The 18,303-nt window shown below is 52.2% G+C and carries 16 protein-coding genes; all 16 read right to left on the bottom strand.

What is annotated here, in order from left to right:
• Nucleotides 1-459: 459 nt before the first annotated feature.
• Nucleotides 460-654 carry a hypothetical protein gene (locus tag NSS83_RS29060; protein WP_341187806.1) on the bottom strand — a complete coding sequence of 65 codons (195 nt, stop codon included), beginning with the start codon at nucleotides 652-654 and terminating at the stop codon, nucleotides 460-462.
• Between the two features lie 141 nt (nucleotides 655-795).
• Nucleotides 796-2,220 (bottom strand): type I glutamate--ammonia ligase, encoded by a 1,425-nt coding sequence (gene glnA, locus NSS83_RS29055; protein WP_036697759.1) that lies wholly within the window; start codon nucleotides 2,218-2,220, stop codon nucleotides 796-798.
• Complete coding sequence (locus NSS83_RS29050) at nucleotides 2,210-2,488, bottom strand: hypothetical protein (RefSeq protein WP_341187805.1); 279 nt, start codon at nucleotides 2,486-2,488, stop codon at nucleotides 2,210-2,212. Before NSS83_RS29050 ends, glnA begins: the two co-directional genes overlap by 11 nt.
• Before the next feature lie 14 nt (nucleotides 2,489-2,502).
• Nucleotides 2,503-3,549, bottom strand: a complete 1,047-nt coding sequence (aroF, locus tag NSS83_RS29045) for a 3-deoxy-7-phosphoheptulonate synthase (protein WP_036697765.1) — start codon at nucleotides 3,547-3,549, stop codon at nucleotides 2,503-2,505.
• Nucleotides 3,550-3,843: 294 nt separating this feature from the next.
• Nucleotides 3,844-4,800 (bottom strand): 4-hydroxy-3-methylbut-2-enyl diphosphate reductase, encoded by a 957-nt coding sequence (locus tag NSS83_RS29040; RefSeq protein ID WP_341187804.1) that lies wholly within the window; start codon nucleotides 4,798-4,800, stop codon nucleotides 3,844-3,846.
• 57 nt (nucleotides 4,801-4,857) lie between these two features.
• A complete protein-coding gene (locus NSS83_RS29035) occupies nucleotides 4,858-6,306 on the bottom strand; it encodes a HAMP domain-containing sensor histidine kinase (RefSeq protein ID WP_341346999.1) in 1,449 nt (482 codons plus the stop codon).
• Between the two features lies 1 nt (nucleotide 6,307).
• Nucleotides 6,308-6,994, bottom strand: a complete 687-nt coding sequence (locus tag NSS83_RS29030; RefSeq protein WP_036697771.1) for a response regulator transcription factor — start codon at nucleotides 6,992-6,994, stop codon at nucleotides 6,308-6,310.
• A gap of 130 nt (nucleotides 6,995-7,124) precedes the next feature.
• Entirely contained in the window at nucleotides 7,125-8,789 is a 1,665-nt protein-coding gene (locus NSS83_RS29025) for a trypsin-like peptidase domain-containing protein (protein ID WP_341346998.1), read from the bottom strand.
• A gap of 264 nt (nucleotides 8,790-9,053) precedes the next feature.
• Nucleotides 9,054-10,265 carry an MFS transporter gene (locus tag NSS83_RS29020; protein WP_341346997.1) on the bottom strand — a complete coding sequence of 404 codons (1,212 nt, stop codon included), beginning with the start codon at nucleotides 10,263-10,265 and terminating at the stop codon, nucleotides 9,054-9,056.
• Between the two features lie 154 nt (nucleotides 10,266-10,419).
• Nucleotides 10,420-11,415, bottom strand: coding sequence for an ROK family protein (locus NSS83_RS29015; protein ID WP_341348778.1), 996 nt, complete (start codon nucleotides 11,413-11,415; stop codon nucleotides 10,420-10,422).
• Between the two features lie 306 nt (nucleotides 11,416-11,721).
• Nucleotides 11,722-12,375: a response regulator transcription factor gene (locus NSS83_RS29010; protein ID WP_036722382.1), complete on the bottom strand. Its 654-nt coding sequence runs from the start codon at nucleotides 12,373-12,375 to the stop codon at nucleotides 11,722-11,724.
• 64 nt (nucleotides 12,376-12,439) lie between these two features.
• The gene (locus NSS83_RS29005; RefSeq protein WP_341187800.1) at nucleotides 12,440-13,504 is read right to left on the bottom strand and encodes a sensor histidine kinase; all 1,065 of its coding nucleotides are present in this window, start codon (nucleotides 13,502-13,504) and stop codon (nucleotides 12,440-12,442) included.
• A complete protein-coding gene (gene liaF / locus NSS83_RS29000; protein ID WP_341187799.1) occupies nucleotides 13,505-14,584 on the bottom strand; it encodes a cell wall-active antibiotics response protein LiaF in 1,080 nt (359 codons plus the stop codon).
• 318 nt (nucleotides 14,585-14,902) lie between these two features.
• Nucleotides 14,903-15,049 (bottom strand): hypothetical protein, encoded by a 147-nt coding sequence (locus NSS83_RS28995; RefSeq protein ID WP_156949683.1) that lies wholly within the window; start codon nucleotides 15,047-15,049, stop codon nucleotides 14,903-14,905.
• A 134-nt stretch (nucleotides 15,050-15,183) separates the two neighbouring features.
• Complete coding sequence (locus NSS83_RS28990; protein ID WP_339254982.1) at nucleotides 15,184-15,942, bottom strand: 3D domain-containing protein; 759 nt, start codon at nucleotides 15,940-15,942, stop codon at nucleotides 15,184-15,186.
• Nucleotides 15,943-16,056: 114 nt separating this feature from the next.
• Nucleotides 16,057-17,994, bottom strand: coding sequence for a threonine--tRNA ligase (gene thrS, locus NSS83_RS28985; RefSeq protein ID WP_341187798.1), 1,938 nt, complete (start codon nucleotides 17,992-17,994; stop codon nucleotides 16,057-16,059).
• Nucleotides 17,995-18,303 lie beyond the last annotated feature (309 nt).

Here is an 18,303-nt window from a genome sequence, read left to right as displayed (position 1 = left end):
GCTATTTGTAACAAGTGCAAATGAGCTTCCACCTTTACTCAACTAGCAAATATTCACCAAAATAAGGTGCACTAATGCCCCACATTTAGCTCATTTGCCCAATATTGCTGAATTCAGGTGCACTTGTGCTCCTCATTTAGCTCGTTTACCCACTTTTGCCGAATTCAGGTGCACTAGTGCTCTTCATTTAGCTCGTTTGCCCACTTTGGCCGAATTCAGGTGCACTTGTGCTCCTCATTTAGCTCGTTTACCCACTTTTGCCGAATTCTAGTGCACTCGTGCTCTTCATTTAGCTCGTTTGCCCACTTTTGCCGAATTCAGGTGTACTTGTGCTCCTCATTTAGCTCGTTTGTCCAATTTTGCCGAATTCTGGTGCACTTGTGCTCCTCATTTAGCTCATTTGCCCGCTTTTGCCGGATTCAGGTGCACTAATGCTCTTCATCATTACTCCCAATCAGTTTAATGAGCAGCAGCACCAACAGAGGGAATTATCCCTCTCATTTTACTTCCGAGCCAACTTTTCGCTGAATCTGAGGGATTTATCCCTTTCATTTCATCCATTTGCCAACTTCCAGCTAAATCAAAGGGATTTTTCCCTTTCTTCTGACCTTCTAGCCAACTCCCACTTAAATCAGAGGGATTTATCCCCTTCACCTTTTACCTTTTCACCTTTTCCCTATACTATCCACCCTTCCACCCCACCCTCCAGCACGAATTGCCGCACGCAAAAAGCCCCCGGAATCAATGATTCCAGGGGCCTTTCTATCGTACTATATTACAATAGACTAGCTTATCTTATACGTCGAAGTACAGGGAGTATTCATGCGGATGAACGCGGATGGCAACAGCTTGAGCTTCGGAACGCTTCAGGGCGATATAGTTATCGATGAAGTCCTTAGTGAATACGCCGCCCTCAGTCAGGAATTCGAAGTCAGCCTCCAGTGCATCCAGCGCTTCGTCCAGGGAACCAGGAACGCTGCGGATCTTCTCTTTGTCTGCATCAGACAATTCGTAGATGTTCTTGTCCAGCGGACCGTAGCCCATTTCTTCAGGGTTGATCTTCTTCTTGATTCCGTCCAGGCCAGCCATCAGCATAGCGGAGAAGGCCAGGTAAGGATTAGCAGTGGAGTCCGGTGTACGGAATTCGATGCGACAGCCCTTAGGTGTCACAGCAGCAACCGGGATACGGACAGCAGCGGAACGGTTACCCTTGGAATAGACCAGGTTGACCGGTGCTTCATAGCCAGGAACCAGACGTTTGAACGAGTTGGTGCTTGGGTTCGTCAGCGCGATCAATGCAGGAGCATGATACAGGATACCGCCGATGTAGTGCAGCGCCATTTCACTCAGGTTGGCATATGCGCCTTTTTCGTAGAACAATGGAGCATCGCCGTTGAAAATCGATTGGTGAACGTGCATTCCGCTACCGTTATCACCGAACAGCGGTTTTGGCATGAAGGTGGCTACCTTGCCGTATTGACGTGCAGTGTTCTGCACAATGTATTTGTAAGTGAGGAGATTATCGGCTGTTTTCTTCAGGGTGTCGAAACGGAAGTTGATTTCCGCCTGGCCTGCTGTTGCTACTTCATGGTGATGACGCTCGATTTCGAGGCCGGCTTCACCCAGCAAACGGCACATTTCACTGCGGATATCCTGCTGGGAATCCACTGGAGCTACAGGCACGTATCCGCCCTTCACGCCAACCTTGAAGGCCATGTTGCCGCCTTCTTCCTTGCGGCCAGTGTTCCAAGCTGCTTCCTCGGAATCTACGTAGAAGGAGGAAGTATTCATTCCGCTCTCGTAACGTACATCGTCGAAGATGAAGAATTCGGATTCAGGTGCGAAGAATGCTGCTGTACCTACTCCACTGGACTGCAGGAATTCTTCAGCCTTCACTGCGATACCGCGCGGGTCGCGCTCATAACGTTCGCCATCAGGTGTGAAGATGTCGCACATAATGTTCAGCGTAGGGTGAGCAGTGAACGGGTCAATGTAAGTGGTGCTTGGATCAGGCATCATTACCATATCCGACTCTTCAATCCCCCGGAAGCCGGTAATGGAAGAACCATCGAATGCTACCCCATTTACAAAGGTTTCTTCTTCAACTGCGGATGCTGGCAAAGAGATGTGGTGAGCACGTCCACCCAAATCTACAAACCGGAAATCCACCCACTCGATATTGTTTTCCTTGATCGTCTGCAATACTTTTTCAACCGACATGCTTAATTCCTCCCCAGATTCCGAACATTAGGCCGCTCATCGTATCAAATGTTCTTGTTTTTATTTTTTTGCTGTCGTCATTATAAATCGCATACCTAACATCGTCAATGCTTATGTCAGGTATTTCTTGCGACAATGTAAGATATTCTGACGCTTTGGTGAAAATGCCAATTTCATCCGGATTCCATGTCACCTTTGTCCCATATGCAGCAAAAACAGCCCTCATCCTCCAGCCTGAAGCGGGAGAAGAGAGCTGTTCAATAGTCATTTATACGTTGAAAATCATACTACAGGCGAAGCCTCCAAAGACGGAGAGAACTTGCGGCCCACCAGCGGTGCCAGCTTCTCCAAATCCCGCAGCAGGCTGTCGAACTGCTCAGGGAACAGGGACTGCACGCCGTCACCGGTCATGGAATTATCAGGGTCGGTATGCATCTCGATAATCAGACCGTTGGCGCCGGCAGCAACCGAGGCCTTGGCCATAGGAGCTACCAGCTCACGGCGTCCGGTGCCGTGGCTCGGGTCAGAGATTACCGGCAGGTGGCTGAGGTTCTGCAGCACAGGAATGGCCGACAGATCCAGCGTATTGCGTGTGTAGGTCTCGAAGGTACGGATGCCGCGCTCGCACAGCATGACATCCCGGTTGCCTCCGGCAAGAATGTATTCCGCCGCATTCAGCAGCTCATCATAGGTCGCACTGAACCCGCGCTTCAGCAGCACAGGACGGCCGCAGGTGCCCAGCTTGCGCAGCAGGTCAAAGTTCTGCATGTTGCGTGTACCTACCTGCAGAATATCTGCATGCTCGGCACAGATATCCACATATTCCGGTGTCATAACCTCAGTAATAGTCAGCAAGCCGTGACGTTTGCCGGCTTCCGCCATCATCGTCAGCCCTTCCACGCCAACCCCCTGGAAGCTGTAAGGTCCGGTACGCGGCTTAAAGGCGCCTCCGCGCAGCACCTGGCCGCCGGAAGCCTTGACCAGCCGGGCAATCTCATCAATCTGCTCCGGTGATTCCACGGCACACGGACCGCCCATAATAACCATGTTCTCCCCGCCGATCTTCACTCCGCGGATATCGATAACCGTATCCTCCGGATGGAAGTCGCGGCTTGCCAGCTTATAGGATTTGGTAATTTTAACTACATTCTCTACACCCTTCATCTGGCGCAGATGCTCGGCAAGCTTCGGAGTGACACCCCCGACCAGTCCGATTACCGTATGGTCAGCCCCTACAGAGAGGTGGACCTGCAAGCCTTCCTTCTCAATCACGGCAATAATCTCATTCACCTGTTCCTGAGGTGTTTGGTTGGATGTAATAACGATCATATGATAGCTCCCCTTTTGAACCCGTATTAGTGTTGTTGAATAGAGCGGCCGACTGCCGATCCTCAAATTTACTATCTCGCTACGACGCGTGTACGCTTTTAAGCACTAAAGTAATCTTAGCGCATATTCCCCTTTCAGTCAACCATTATTCCCCTGGCTACACGTGAATTCTATGTGGCAGAACGGCGAGTGACCTTCTTTTTTCACAAAAAAAAGCAGCACAACCCTCTCAGGCCGCACTGCCGGTTAATCGCTATGAGTACATGTTTAGGATGTTATTGCTGTTCAGAGCTGTCAGCTGGTGCTTGCTGTCTTATTCTTCACCGGCGGCAGAAGCTTCGCCATATTGACCGTGCGCTTGATCTCCCAGGTCTCCGGCTTTGCTTCGTCATACTGCTCCAGATAATTAATAACTTCCTTCGTGATCGGTGTCGGCGTAGATGCGCCGGAGGTCACACCTACCTTGGTAATTCCCTTCAGCCACTCCGTATTCAGCTCGGAGACGTCAGCGATCCGGTGAGCCGGGACTCCGGCAATCTCCTCGGATACCTGCGCCAAGCGGTTAGAGTTATTGCTGCGCGGATCACCCACCACAATAACCAGCTCACACTGGCCCGCCTGCTCAGCGACAGCTTCCTGCCGCACCTGCGTAGCCATGCAGATCTCATTATGGACCTCAGCGCCGGGGAAAGTCTCCAGCAGCTTGCGCATAATATGCTTGATATCCCATTGGCTCATTGTGGTCTGGTTCGTAATAACAATCCGTGAGGAAGGAATAGAGAGGCCGGCAATGTCCTCTTCCTTCTCGATCAGATGGACATGCTCCGGCGCAATTCCCACCGCACCTTCGGGCTCCGGGTGGCCTTTCTTGCCGATATAGATAATCTCGCAGCCTTCATCAACCTTCTCCTTGATGAGGTCATGCGTCTTCGTAACATCCGGGCAGGTGGCATCCACCGTGGTCAGTCCTTTGGCGCGTGCCATCTTACGGACCTCTGGCGATACGCCGTGCGCTGTGAAGATGACTGTTCCCTTATCTACTTTATCTAGAATATCCAGACGGTTATGCCCGTCCAGCGTAATGATTCCGTCATCCTCGAAGGAGTTCGTGACATGGCTGTTGTGCACAATCATGCCCAGTATATAAATCGGCCGGGGCAAATCAAGATTCTGCGCAGCCTGCCGTGCCATCACCATAGCATCGACGACGCCATAGCAATAACCCCGGGGAGAGATTTTGATGACTTCCATGAATTCACCGCTTTCTGCTGTCAATGACTGCTGTAATAGGAGCCACTCAATTATACCCTATTCCAGCGGCGGGGCAAAGAGCAGCGGCAGCCAGATCACAAAGGTAGTCCCTTCCCCTTGACGGGTAACCACCTCAACAGAGCCTCCATGCTCCTCAATAATCCATTTGGCAATGGACAGTCCGAGCCCGATACCTTCCGTGATTCCTCTGGATTCATCTGCGCGGTAGAAGCGGTCGAAGATATGCGGCACCTCATCTTTGTCCATCCCGATTCCCGTATCGGCAATGCGGATTCCCACCTGATTCTGATACAGCAATGCATCCAGTGAAACCTCACCGGCCGGGGTATATTTGAACGCATTGTCAATGAAAATAAACATCATCTGCTGCAGATAATCCTTATTGCCCAGGATATACTTCCCGTTCAGATGGCCCATCTCACCGACAGACCACTCCGCTTCGCGCGTCAGGAAGGACGCCCGGCGGGCCACTTCCGTCATCATCGGCTCCAGTGCTACCGGCTCGATCTCGAAGGTCCGGCCGGTATCCGCCCGGGCCAGTGAGAGCATATCTGCTACAAGACGGCTCATTCGTGCCGCTTCATCAGCAATATCCTTCACCGATTCAATCGAGAGCTGGCGGACATCCGCCTCGGACATCCGGCTGTCATCCGGCTTCATCTCCCAGACCTTTTGCAGCAGATCAATATTCCCGCGGATGGTTGTAAGCGGTGTCCGCAGCTCATGCGAAGCATCCGAGACGAAGCGGCGCTGCGTGGCATAGGCCTCCTCCAGTCCCGTATAGAAGCCTTCCATCCGCCCGAGCATACTGTTCACCGTCTCAATCAGCCGCCCGATTTCATCCTGCGGACCGTCATAGACGATCCGCGAGCTGAGGTCAGTACCCGTCTGTATCCCGTTCGCTGCTTCAATGACCTTGCCAATCGGGCTCATCGCCTTGCGGGCCAGGAAGAGGCCGAAGGTGAAGGCTGCAAGCAGGGTAGCGAAGGAACCGGCCAGCAAAATATTCTTCAGCCGGTTCAGCAGTGTGACCTGCTCCCCTGTATATACGGCAACCTGAAGGACAGCAGGGAAACTGCTGTTATTAAGATTAATGTTGAAGCCCTTCTGATAGATCAGAAAAGGATTGCCGCCGTAGCTGGCTTGCAGGAACCCCTCTTCTCCGGGGAGATCCTCCTTGGCAGGAACCTTGAACTTCAAGCTGATCTCAGTCATGTTCGGACTGGGGATCAGTCTGTCCAGATCATAGATGTACATCTGGGCGAACAGACTTTGGCCCGCAGGTCCGCCTAGCACCGGCTGCAGCGAGCCGTCAGAGGTCAGCCCCTGCTTCAGTTCAACCTGATGGGACTGGCTCAGGAGCCGGCTTTTCAGATCGCCATACGTATTAATATAGACAAAGCCGTAGATTACGGCCGACAAGACCAGCAGCATAACGGCAAGAATCCCTGAATACCAGGCAGTGAGCCGCAGTCGTATGGACATATTAGTCACCTCTTAGGATGTAACCGGCTCCCCGGATCGTCTGAATCAGTCGCTTGCCGCCATGCTCCTCTGTCTTCTGGCGCAGCATTGCAATATATACCTCCAGGACATTCGATTCCCCGCTGTAATCATAGCCCCAGATCTTATCCATAATGAGATCGCGGGAGAGCACCCGCTTCGGATTCTGCATGAACAGATGCAGCAGCTCGAATTCCTTCGCCGTCAGCTCCAGACGCCGTCCGGCACGGGTCACTTCGCGGGAATCCACGTCCAGCGTAATATCCTCATAAGTGACCGCCTGATCCGTGCTTCCGCCCTGCTCGCTTTTGCGCCGGAGCAGCGCCCGGACTCTGGCCAGCAGTTCCTCCAGGGCAAACGGCTTCACCAGATAGTCATCTGCGCCGAGGTCCAGCCCCTTCACCCGGTGCTCGATTTCATCCTTGGCGGTCAGCATCAGCACAGGAACACTGCTTCCGCCCTCCCGCAGACGGCGGCAGACCTCGAATCCGTCCACCTGGGGCATCATAACGTCCAGAATGACAACATCGGGATCACTATTCAGAACGGCACGCAGCCCGTCTGCCCCGTTGGACGCGGTCTTGACATCATAGCCCTCAAAGGCCAGCCCTCGGCGGAGCATTGAGGTTATTTTCTCATCATCATCAATTATCAGTATATTCGGTCGCATCCGGCAGCCCCCATTGTCTCATTCATATATCTCTATTGTATCAGATGCACCCGTCTCTCCGCATCCGTACACGAACAGCACAGAGCGGAAGGGTTGCCCCTTCCGCTCCGCAGCTCACCGCCTAGTGTCCTTATTGCTTCTGAGTCTGTGCAGTCTCGAAATCATTCTTGTTGCCGATCGTTATCGGCAGATCCAGCTTCTTGCCGTCGCGGACTACATTCAGGGTAACCTTATCGCCCACCTTAAGCGTCTGAATATAGGTAATCAGATCCTGGTTGGTCGCATAGTTCTTGCCGTCTATTCCAGTAATGATATCGTAAGGACGCAGATCCGCTGTATAAGCAGGAGATTTGAAGACAATTTCAGCCACTACAGAGCCTTCTTTAATCGTTGTCCCCATTTGCTTGGCAACATCATCGGTAATTGTCATAAGCGTGGCCCCAATGAAAGGTACCGGTTCTTTAGGAATTTCCTGATTGGCTTCAAGCTTATCTACCACGCCTTTAATGGTATTTACCGGAATCGCAAACCCGATACCCTGAGCGTCTCTGCTTACTGCAACATTCATACCGATGACCTGGCCATTCATGTTGAGCAGCGGTCCGCCGGAGTTTCCCGGATTGATCGAAGCATCAGTTTGCAGAAGATTTTTGTAGGTTTTTGTACCGCTGCCGTCTTCTTCGCTGATATCAATGCTGCGGCCTCTGGCACTGAGCACCCCGGTTGTCACTGTATGGTCGAAGCCCTGCGGGTTACCGATCGCCACGACCTCAGAGCCTACCTTAATGCTGTCGGAATCGCCAAGCGCCACAGACGGGAAGTCCGAGCCTTCAATCTTCAGTACGGCGAGATCGAGATCCTTGCTGGAGCCCAGCAGCTTCGCTCCATAAGTTTTAGTATTGCCATCCACCGTAACCTGAATCACATCGGCATTATCAACAACGTGCTGGTTAGTCAAAATGTATCCGGCAGAATCATAGATGAAGCCTGTACCGATTCCGTAAGGAACAAGCTGCGAGGGATCCGAGTTGTTCGATGGATTCTGGGATTCCGAATTATTCGAGCCGGAACCTCCTCCGCCGAATTGATCCCCGAAGAAGAACTGTGAGAATGGATCACTCATATTCGGGTTGCTGCTTCTGTTCCGCGAGTTATTGGATTTCACCAGCGTCTCAATCTTGACGACTGCCGGCCCTACCCCTTCAACTACGCCGGATACATCTCCTGAGCCGGTGACCAGTGCCGCTGCGGAAGTGGAAGGTGTAATATTGGCGTTGCCGCTAGCCGTCTTCCCTGCCGGATTCGTTGCAACCGCGGTTGCCTCCTGGCCTCCTGTGAACCAGTTGCCCCGGTCTGCCATGAACATGGAGCCGGATAAGACCACCATTCCCGCGAGAAAAGATACCAGTACCGCCTTCACCGGCTTCTTCGGCTTACGGTTGTACTGCCAGCCGTTGCCTCCCTCCGGAGGATTGCCGCCTCGTCCGCCATTTCCGTCATACCCTGTGGTACGGAGCGATGTGTTATACGGTAAGGACTTCACCGGCTGCGGCGGAGTAACCTCTACCCGCTCCGGTTCGCGGCGGTTATAATGCTGCGGGTCATTGCCGTTCATCTCATCATTGTTCATCGATTTGAAAGGTCCGTAAGAATAGTAGTAGGAGCCGCCTTCTGCGGATGAATTAGTGCTGTTATCAGTATCATTATGATTATTGTCCCATTCACGATCCGGTCCCGGTTCATGATCACGATTGTAGTTGTTCTCACGATTGAAGTTGTTTTTGTTATCGTCCATGGTTACTTTCCTCCCGCGCCTTGCCGTGTCAGGCAAAGTGTTATTTGTTTTGATATCCTTATTTTGTACTGTAAACCTTAAGGTCACATTAAAAACAATATAAGCGGAGATAAAAGATACCCAGACGATAATAAATAGTTGATTAATCAAACAGATCTTCTACTGTACGGATAGGCTTCACTTCCATAGGTTCTTTAAAAGCCGCCATATGAAAGTAGGCTGCCAGCCAGATAATTGCGCATATAAGAATATAAGTCACCCGGTTTATTCCCTCCCCAAAGTGGATTGGCCCAGCAGCCGGTTCACCCGCTCTGCACTGCAGAACATGAAGATCAGGAGCACAAGTACAGCAAAGGGGAATACGGAAATGCTGGTGCCCACGGATAAAAGTCCGAATAACGGCGGAATTAACGTTGTTCCCGTATAGGCTACCGCCATCTGATACCCGATTAAGCGGGCTGAATTCTCCTTGCCGAACCGGGCTGGCGTCTCATGCAGGAGACCCGGATAAATCGGTGCGAGGCCCAGACCAATTAATATCAGGCCTGCAAGTGAGAGGGCCGGATGGAGCGGGATTACAAGAATAACTCCGCCTATAAGGGTCACCAATTGACCGTAACGGATAAGCAGGCGGTTATGGACTTTTAACGTGATGAAGCCGGTAATCAGCCTGCCAACTGTAATGCCCGCGTAGTATACGGAGATCCAAGCCGCTGCCGTATCTGGCGCAACTCCCCTTGCGCCCACCAGATAACTGGCGCCCCATAGTCCAACCATTGCTTCTATTCCGCAGTACAACAAGAACGTCAACAGAGTAGGCTTGACCCCCCGCAAGCGGATAGTGTCCACCTGCTGCTTAAGGTTCACTGCCGCTTCATCTTGAAGATTGCCGCTAAGCGCTGCGGGAAGCTGAGGCTCACGCGTGGCCGCAACCTTTTTCCATAGTGGAAGCGTCACTAACAGAATCATCGCGAATCCGAACTGAATGCTGGCCACTACCGCATATCCCCCTCTCCAGGACTGGGAATGTACGAGATTAACTGACATAATCATGGGTCCCAGGGTCGCGCCTATGCCCCAAAAGCAGTGCAGCCAGCTCATATGATGGGCCTTGTAATGTTCAGCCACATAGTGATTAAGCGCCGCGTCCACGGCACCTGCCCCAAGACCTAGCGGAACGGCCATGACAATGAACCACAGTACAGACGGCGACACGGAGAATCCGAACAATGAGGCGGCGGTTAAGAGGCAACTGACAAAGGTAATTCGTCCTGTCCCCAGGCGCTTCACGATTGTATTGCTGAACAGACTGGACACGATGGTCCCTCCGGCAATAATCATGGAGATGATTCCCGCTGATCCCAGCGATGAACCCATCTCCGGCCAGATCACGGGCCACGCAGAGCCAAGTAAGGAATCGGGAAGTCCCAGACTGATAAAAGCCAGATAAATAATAATCAAAAAATACGTAGACAAAGATTCTCCTCCTAAAACCACTTAATAAATAAACTTTATAAAGTATATATAATAAGTATGCTCTCTCTCTTATTTATTGTCAAGGAGCGGTTTTACTCATCCAAAAAACAACAAAAAACCCCTGTAGTTAACAAGGGTTATTAGTAAGCCCGGTCTAGGCGGGCTCCGGCTCTAACTCCTTCAGAGTCAGCCTCCGCAGACCGTGCTCGAAATCATCCTGGAAGGTGTGCTGTAAGACGACCTCCGGATAGACAGGCATGGGATGCTGAAGCTGATAGGCCGTCCAGGCCGTTGTCCAGACTTCTTCTTCCACTCTGTCCTGATAGATGACAATTCTATCCGGGGCCAGCACAGCATTCACCGTCTGCAAGATCCTGCAGGTTGCCGCTATGAATGCGTCCCGGGTCATCTCCAGGCTCCACTCAGGCATATCGGGAAGGAACTTTACCTCTCCTGACATCCCCTGATTTCCTTTCAGGATGCTGCCGTTCAGGTAGATCCCCATACCCGGCGGGTAACCGTTCGGAAAGTAGAGACCCAGTAAATATTGCTCTTCGCCTTCGCTATGCTTCATACAATATCCGCTGATCGCTGCATTCACATCATTCTCCACCAGAATAGGCAGCCCAAACCGGGTCTCAATCTCTTCTATTAACCGTGAACCCGTCAGTTCCCGGAGACTGCTGACCTTAATTTCACCGTTTACCGCCTGTCCCGGAATACCTATGCCAATCACCTTGATGGCAGGATACTGACTCAGTGCATGTTCAATGATTGTATAGAAAAAATCTCTTTCGAAAACCGGGATGATATGTTCATCCTTCATCAGAATATCGTCCTTCAGATTGATAACTGTGACGGAGACCAGGACCTTTCCCGCTTTTTCTGTCACGTACATCACTAATGCGAGGCTGAAATTGTAATTAAAACGATAGGTCTGTGCAGGTCTCCCCCCGTTGGAAGGCACCACCAAGTCTTCAAACAACTCCCCTAACCCGGACAGTTCCTTAACTAATGAGTTCACAGTTACTACGCTCAGCTTGGTCATTGCGGCTAGCTGGGGTTTTGTAGCCGTCTCCATACGTTTCATCACCTGGCGCACATTATTCAGGTTAATTTCCTTCATCAGATTGGCGTTTGCTATTCGGATAGCCTCCTTATCGGTTCACTATATAAATTGAACTAATATTTTTATGTTTTGGAATAGCCGTGACTCCAGAGAAGTTTTGGACTTCCGGCCGCTGCCCTTCTACAGATTTCATGATTTTATACCGTTTTTAACGGTTGAAATCCGTAGACTGCTGATGCTTACGATGCGAGCTTTCCTGCGGAAAGCTTTCAGGCGGTCGCTTCCGCTCCTCCAGTTCCAAAATTCCCCTCCGCCACTTTTCCTTTAACTTAAATTTTTAGTTCAATCTATATAGATCATTAGATTTAGTAAAAATCCCTGCATCTGCTACCCTTGCGCCCAGCCCTTGCGGTGGGCGTAGATCGCCAGCTGAGTGCGGTCATCCAGCTCGCATTTCATCAGCAGGTTGCTGACATGGGTCTTCACGGTCTTGATGCTGATATGCAGCTCCTCGCCGATATCCTTATTCGTCTTGCCTTCAGCGATCAGGAGCAACACTTCCTTCTCCCGCTCGGTCAAGCCGGAGGTGTCTCCCTGGACCGTGCGCTGGCGGATGCCGCGGGTCAGTGCCTGCGACACATCGCCGGTCATCACCGGCATGCCGCGATAGGCGCCTTGCAGCGCATAGATCAGCTCTTCTGCGGAGACGGTCTTAAGCACGTAGCTGACAGCTCCGGCTTCAATCGCATCAACCACCAGATCATCCTCCAGGAAGCTGGTAAGGATGACAATCTTGAGCCCGGGGAATTCAGCCAGGACCGCGCGGGTGGTCTCAGCCCCGTTCATTACCGGCATCATCAGGTCCATCAGCACCAGATCCGGCAGCGACTCCTGTCCCAGCTCACGCAGCATCGCCAGCGCTTCATGACCGTTGGCTGCTTCTCCGATCACTTCAAACATCGGGTCCAGCATCAGATAAGTTTTGAGGCCCATCCTCACCATATCGTGATCATCTACAAGCAGTACTTTTACGAGACTCATTCTGCACTCCCCCTAACATTATACAAGCACGATACAGCCCCAGCTTCATCACAGCAAGAGCATATCAAGCCTCTTCAGAATCGGCCTCTGTCCCTTCAGCAGCCGTCTCCGCGCGGCCTTGGACAAACTTTGGTATATGTACGCGGATCGTCGTTCCCGCTCCCCTGCGGCTGATAATCTCTACCTGGCCGCCGAGCTTCTCGGCACGCTCACGCATGGTCGTGAGCCCGTAAGAGCCTTGCTTGTGCTGCACATGCTCGAAGCCCTGGCCGTCATCGCTGATGCTCAGTACCACCTGGCGCGGCACCTCCCGCAGGGACAGACTGACCACCCGTGCACCGGCATGCTTCACGATATTCGCCATCGACTCTTGAATAATCAAGAACAGCTGATGCTCAATCGCTTCGGACAGCTCACCCTGAAGCTCCAGCTCCTTCACCCCTTTGAGCCCGTTCTGACGGCAGTAATCCGGGAACCACTTCTCTAGTGCCTCGAACAAATTGCGCCCCTCCAGCTCTACAGGACGCAGCTGTGCGATCAGCGCCCTCATCTGCTTCTGCGCCATCTGGGACATGCTGATCAGCTGATCCATCACCGTCCTGCCGTGCTCGGCGCTGCGTTCAAGCACTTTAGGCAGCGAAGAGGCGGACATGTGAATAGCGAACAGCTGCTGGCTCACCGTATCATGCAGATCCCGGGCCATACGCCTGCGCTCTTCCAGTACCGCGCTCTCCGCTGCCTTTTCCTTCTCAATAACTTCCTGTTCTCCGAGCTGCTGGAGCCGCTTCATCTTCTTCTCGACCGTATCCATCATGATGTTGAATTCGTGGTAGACACGTGCAAAAGACTGGTCCTCGCTCTCCGGCATCCGAACCGACATATTCCCCTTGGCCACCTGCAGCATATTCAGATCCAGATGATCGATCCGCCGCTGAATCCGCTGACCGGCGATGTAGCCGATGATGACTGTGAACAGTACAATGCCCAGACACAGGTAGATCCACATCCGGGTATCCACCACCTGAATATAGCCCAGGCATGTCCCGGCATACATCAGCCCTGCCGTCACCCCGCCGCTAAGCAGGAAATACACCAGCAGCATCCACTTGGTATTACTGAAGATCCCCATTTAACCCACCGTTTTAACTTTAACGTCACCGATGAAGCAGCTAACGTTGATGCGGACCTTTTTGCCTGATTCCTTGTAATACGGCGTCTTGCATTGCACATTGCTCATGAACCCGCTGCGCGACTGCTCAAGCACCTGCATATCACCGATGAACGAGCTGCCATTCACAGACACACCCAGATCCATATCATCTGGAATGTATACCTTAATGTCGCCGACAAAAGCAGAGATATTAATCTTCGTCTCGCCGTAAGGAATCTGCGCATTGGTCAGGTCCAGCACCGTATCCCCGATGAACTGTGAAATATTGGTCCGCTTCAGCTGAAAATGCTCCTTGCCCATATGCACATCGCCGATAAAAGCCGAGCGGTTCGTCGCATCCTTATCATGACCGGAATCCTGGAACTCCTCATGCCATTCGCCATGACGGCGGGCATGCCGTTCCTGACGCTCCTGGCGTCTGCGCTCCTGGCGCTCCTGCTTCTCCTCCCAGCGGGTATCTGCCGAGGCATGCAGCGGGTTACCGTCTGCGTCTTCCTCATTCTTATGCAGATAATCATTCCAGTTCCGGTCCACGCTGCCAGCCGGTTTGCCGAATTTCTGCTCGAACTGCTGATCGAGCGTAGACTCCAGCGGAGCGGGCGGCGCTGTATCCAGCGGACTCTTACCGGGTCCAGGCGGGTAGTAGCCGGGCGGTGAAGGCGGTGCCGGAGGTACAGGCGGAGTGTTACGCCGCGGTCTGAAGATGACAGATAATCCGCCGCCGATCAGCATGACCGGAATCAGCATTTTGAAGAAATCGCTTGCCGAGTAGTAGAACCAGTCTAAATTCCGTCCCAGGAAAAACACCCCGATGGCCAGATAGATGAATCCGCCGAGTGTTGCCGAGAATCTTGAATGCTGCTCATCCGGGGCCAAAAACCGCTGTACGCCCATCACGATCAGAATAACCGGCCAATAGGTGGAAATCAGTGAACCCAGACTGAAATCCGTGTAGCCCATCTGCCGGAGCAGGAACATTCCTCCCAGACCGATGAGGAGCAGGCCTCCGAGTACCTGGCTGGTGAACCTTCGTTTCATAATGTCATCCTCCTTGTCGTAAATACAACTCTTCCTCTTGAACACTTATAGCCTTAGTCTACAGGAAGAATGCGGCAGAGAACAGCGGCGTAAGAAGGAACTGTATCTCAGTCTCCAGACCGAGGCAGCTGGAATATTAAGTTAAATTATTACCATATAAAATAACCCCATAAAGTGGGGCTTTAGCGTAGGTGATGACTCAGATACTTCACGGGGACCCCAAAACATAAAAATCTATTAAAAAAAGCTGTCCTCCAGCCCGTAATCCGGACATGGCAGGACAGCTTGTTGCTTCAGGAGCTTACCGGGAACCCAGCATTACTGCTGCGGTTTCTGAGCCGGTTTGGTCATGGAGTTGCTGCTTTGCTTAGTCGCACCGTCATTTTCAACAGCGAACTCTGCATTGTATTTTTCATTTGGTGTTTTGAAATTTTCCTGTACCTTTGGTTTCTTGGAATTAGCCACGAGAATCACCTCCCTATTGTATCGGAAGAAGCAAGTATTTGCCCCAGTCGATATTATGGGAAGCAGTCCGCTGTATTATGCATGCTCACGTGAAAATAAATTCAAACTCCCGGATTGTCCAGCCTAAGCATCCGCTAAATCGCTTCTTCCAGCAAATATTGCGGAACCGCATTATAAGTCTGGATAGCATGGCCAAGGCTCTTCAGCATACTTTCCGTGCATTTACCGTCGCCGCGCTTGATCACTTGAACCACGACCGACTTCTTGCCCCATTCCTTGTAGACCTGCTTGGTGGTGCTGAAGTAGAGATCGATCTTGCGCCCTTTGATTGCCGATCCGGTATCGGCCACAATTCCATATCCGTAACCCGGTATATATAAAATACTTCCCAGCGGCAGCACCTTCGGGTCCGCTGCAATCGTGGATACCGCATTCTTGTCCCGCCGTACCTTAACTCCTGAATACGTAATCCCGTATTCCGGATGCTTCGCGGTCTTGCCGGTGGATTCGTATCCGGCTGTATAGCCGGTCGCCATTACTTTCAGCGAGGTGATAATCTGCTCTGGAGCCGGAGCGGCTACTGGAACCGAGCCGGGTGCTTTGACAGCATTCTTAGGCTTAGCTGCCTGTACCTCTGGCTTAGCAGCCTTGTCTGCGGCATCCGGCTGTACGGCTCTAGAGGAGCCTCCAAGACGGGATGCTGAGCCGGCCTGCTGACGATCAACGGGTGACTGCTTCTGTATGCTGCTTCCATGCTGCCCTGCAGTGTCTTCCATCCCTCTCGCCTGAACCGACTTGCGCGCGTAATCCGGGAAGATCCCGGCAGCGGTCAGCATAAGGACGATCGTGACGAAAAGACACCAAAACCTCTGGTATAAGCCCATTTTGTTCATTAGTTAAACCCTCCCCATAGTACGAGGGTTTCCCGATTCACAAAACTTTATACATGACACCGCACCATAGCGGTCTCACGAGGCTTATAACAGAGGTTCAGTAATCAGACTGAATTAAATTACACGTCCGGCAATTTCCTGTGCAAGCGAATCAATAGCTTCCTCCAGCGCCCGGGCACCAATATCCCCTTCACCGCGTTTGCGGATCGACACGCTGCCCGCATTCATCTCGTTCTCACCGACCACGAACATGTACGGCAGCTTCTCGAGCTGAGCTTCACGGATCTTGTAGCCCATCTTCTCATTGCGTAAATCCACTTCCGCACGGATGCCGCTCTTCAGCAGCTTCGCTTCCACTTCCTTCGCATATTCGTCGAAGGCTGACGATACCGGGATAATCTTCACCTGCTGCGGGGACAGCCAGAGCGGCAGTGAACCGGCAAAGTTCTCAAGCAGGAAGGCTACGAACCGTTCCATAGTTCCCAGAATCCCGCGGTGCAGGACAACCGGACGGTGCTTCTGGCCGTCGTCGCCAACATATTCCAGCTCAAAGCGTTCCGGCAGCAGGAAGTCAATCTGTACGGTCGAGAGTGTCTCTTCTTTGCCTAGTACAGTCTTAATCTGCACATCGAGCTTCGGACCATAGAAGGCCGCTTCGCCTTCGGCTTCGTAGAACGGCAGACCGGCTTCTTCGACTACCTCACGCAGCATACGCTGTGCAGTCTCCCACATCTCGTCGTTGGCATAATATTTCTCAGTATCCTTAGGATCACGGTAGGACAGGCGGAACCGGTAATCTTCAATCCCGAAGTCGCTGTATACCTGCTTAATCAATTCCAGTACGCGGATGAACTCGCTCTTGATCTGGTCCAGTCGGCAGAAGATATGTGAGTCATTCAGTGTCATGGAACGCACGCGGTGCAGACCAGTCAAGGCTCCCGACATTTCATAACGGTGCTGAATCCCAAGCTCGGCAATACGGATCGGCAGATCGCGGTAGCTGTGCATCGAGCTCTTGTAGATCATCATGTGGTGAGGGCAGTTCATCGGGCGCAGCACGAACTCTTCATTATCGATAGTCATCTTAGGGAACATATCTTCCTGATAGTGCTCCCAGTGTCCGGAAGTCTTGTACAACTCTACATTCCCCAGTACCGGAGTGTAGACATGCTGGTATCCGAGGCTTGCTTCCAGATCGACAATGTAACGCTCCAGAATACTGCGCAGCTTCGCGCCCTTAGGCAGCCAGATCGGCAGGCCTTGTCCAACTAACTGGTTGAAGGTGAAAATCTCCAGCTCCTTGCCCAGCTTCCGGTGGTCGCGCTTCTTCGCTTCCTCCAGCAGACGCAGATGCTCATCCAGCTGTGCCTTCTTGATCCAGGCTGTGCCGTACACACGCTGCAGCATCTTATTCTTGCTGTCTCCGCGCCAGTAAGCCCCGGCCACATTCATCAGCTTGAATACCTTAATCTTGGCAGTAGACGGCAAATGCGGGCCACGGCAAAGATCGAAGAATTCGCCCTGCTCATAGATCGTGATGACACTGTCTTCCGGCAGAGCTTCAATCAGCTCCAGCTTGTAAGGATCACCCAGCTCGCCGAAGCGCTCCAGCGCTTCTCCCCGGCTGACCTCATGGCGGACAATCGGCAGATTCTCCGAGACGATGCGGTCCATTTCCTTCTCGATCTTCAGCAGATCCTCGGGATTGAGCGGATGCTCCAGATCCATATCATAATAGAAGCCGTCTTCAATCACAGGACCGACTCCAAGCTTCACTTCTTTGGTGCCGAACAGGCGTCTTACCGCCTGCGCCATCAGGTGAGCTGTACTGTGACGCATCACTTCAAGACCTTCCGGCGAATCAAGCGTTACGATCTCTACCAGATCGCCTTCCTGCAGCGGTGTTGACAGGTCTACGACAATCCCGTTGAGCTTGCCTGCTGCGGCATTCTTGCGCAGTCCGCTGCTGATAGAGGCGGCTACATCATCAATGCTGCTGCCGTCTGCGTATTCCCGGACCGATCCGTCCGGAAGCTTAATATTTACTGACATGATTACTTCCTCCTAAGGTTTGTTGGACTATACTTCCTTGAACTCTTCACACACTCACTTCGCAAGCCTAAGCTTACAAGTGGCTATCCCCCATAGCTTCTGCACACAAAAAACACCCGTCCCGCAAAGGGACGAGTGATTGCACCCGTGATTCCACCCAAATTCGATCCATCCTGGCAGCTGCCGCATACACTTCAGCTTCACTGCAGAATATAATCCTTCGTTAGCATAGGGATAACGGCCATGAACCGGCGGTTCTTACTATCCGTTGAGGTTCCGGAGTACGGAAGCCGTCAGGAGTTCATAACC

Source organism: Paenibacillus sp. FSL H3-0469 (assembly GCF_038051945.1).
Classification (GTDB): domain Bacteria; phylum Bacillota; class Bacilli; order Paenibacillales; family Paenibacillaceae; genus Paenibacillus_AQ.
This window is presented reverse-complemented; position numbering and strand designations above follow the sequence as displayed.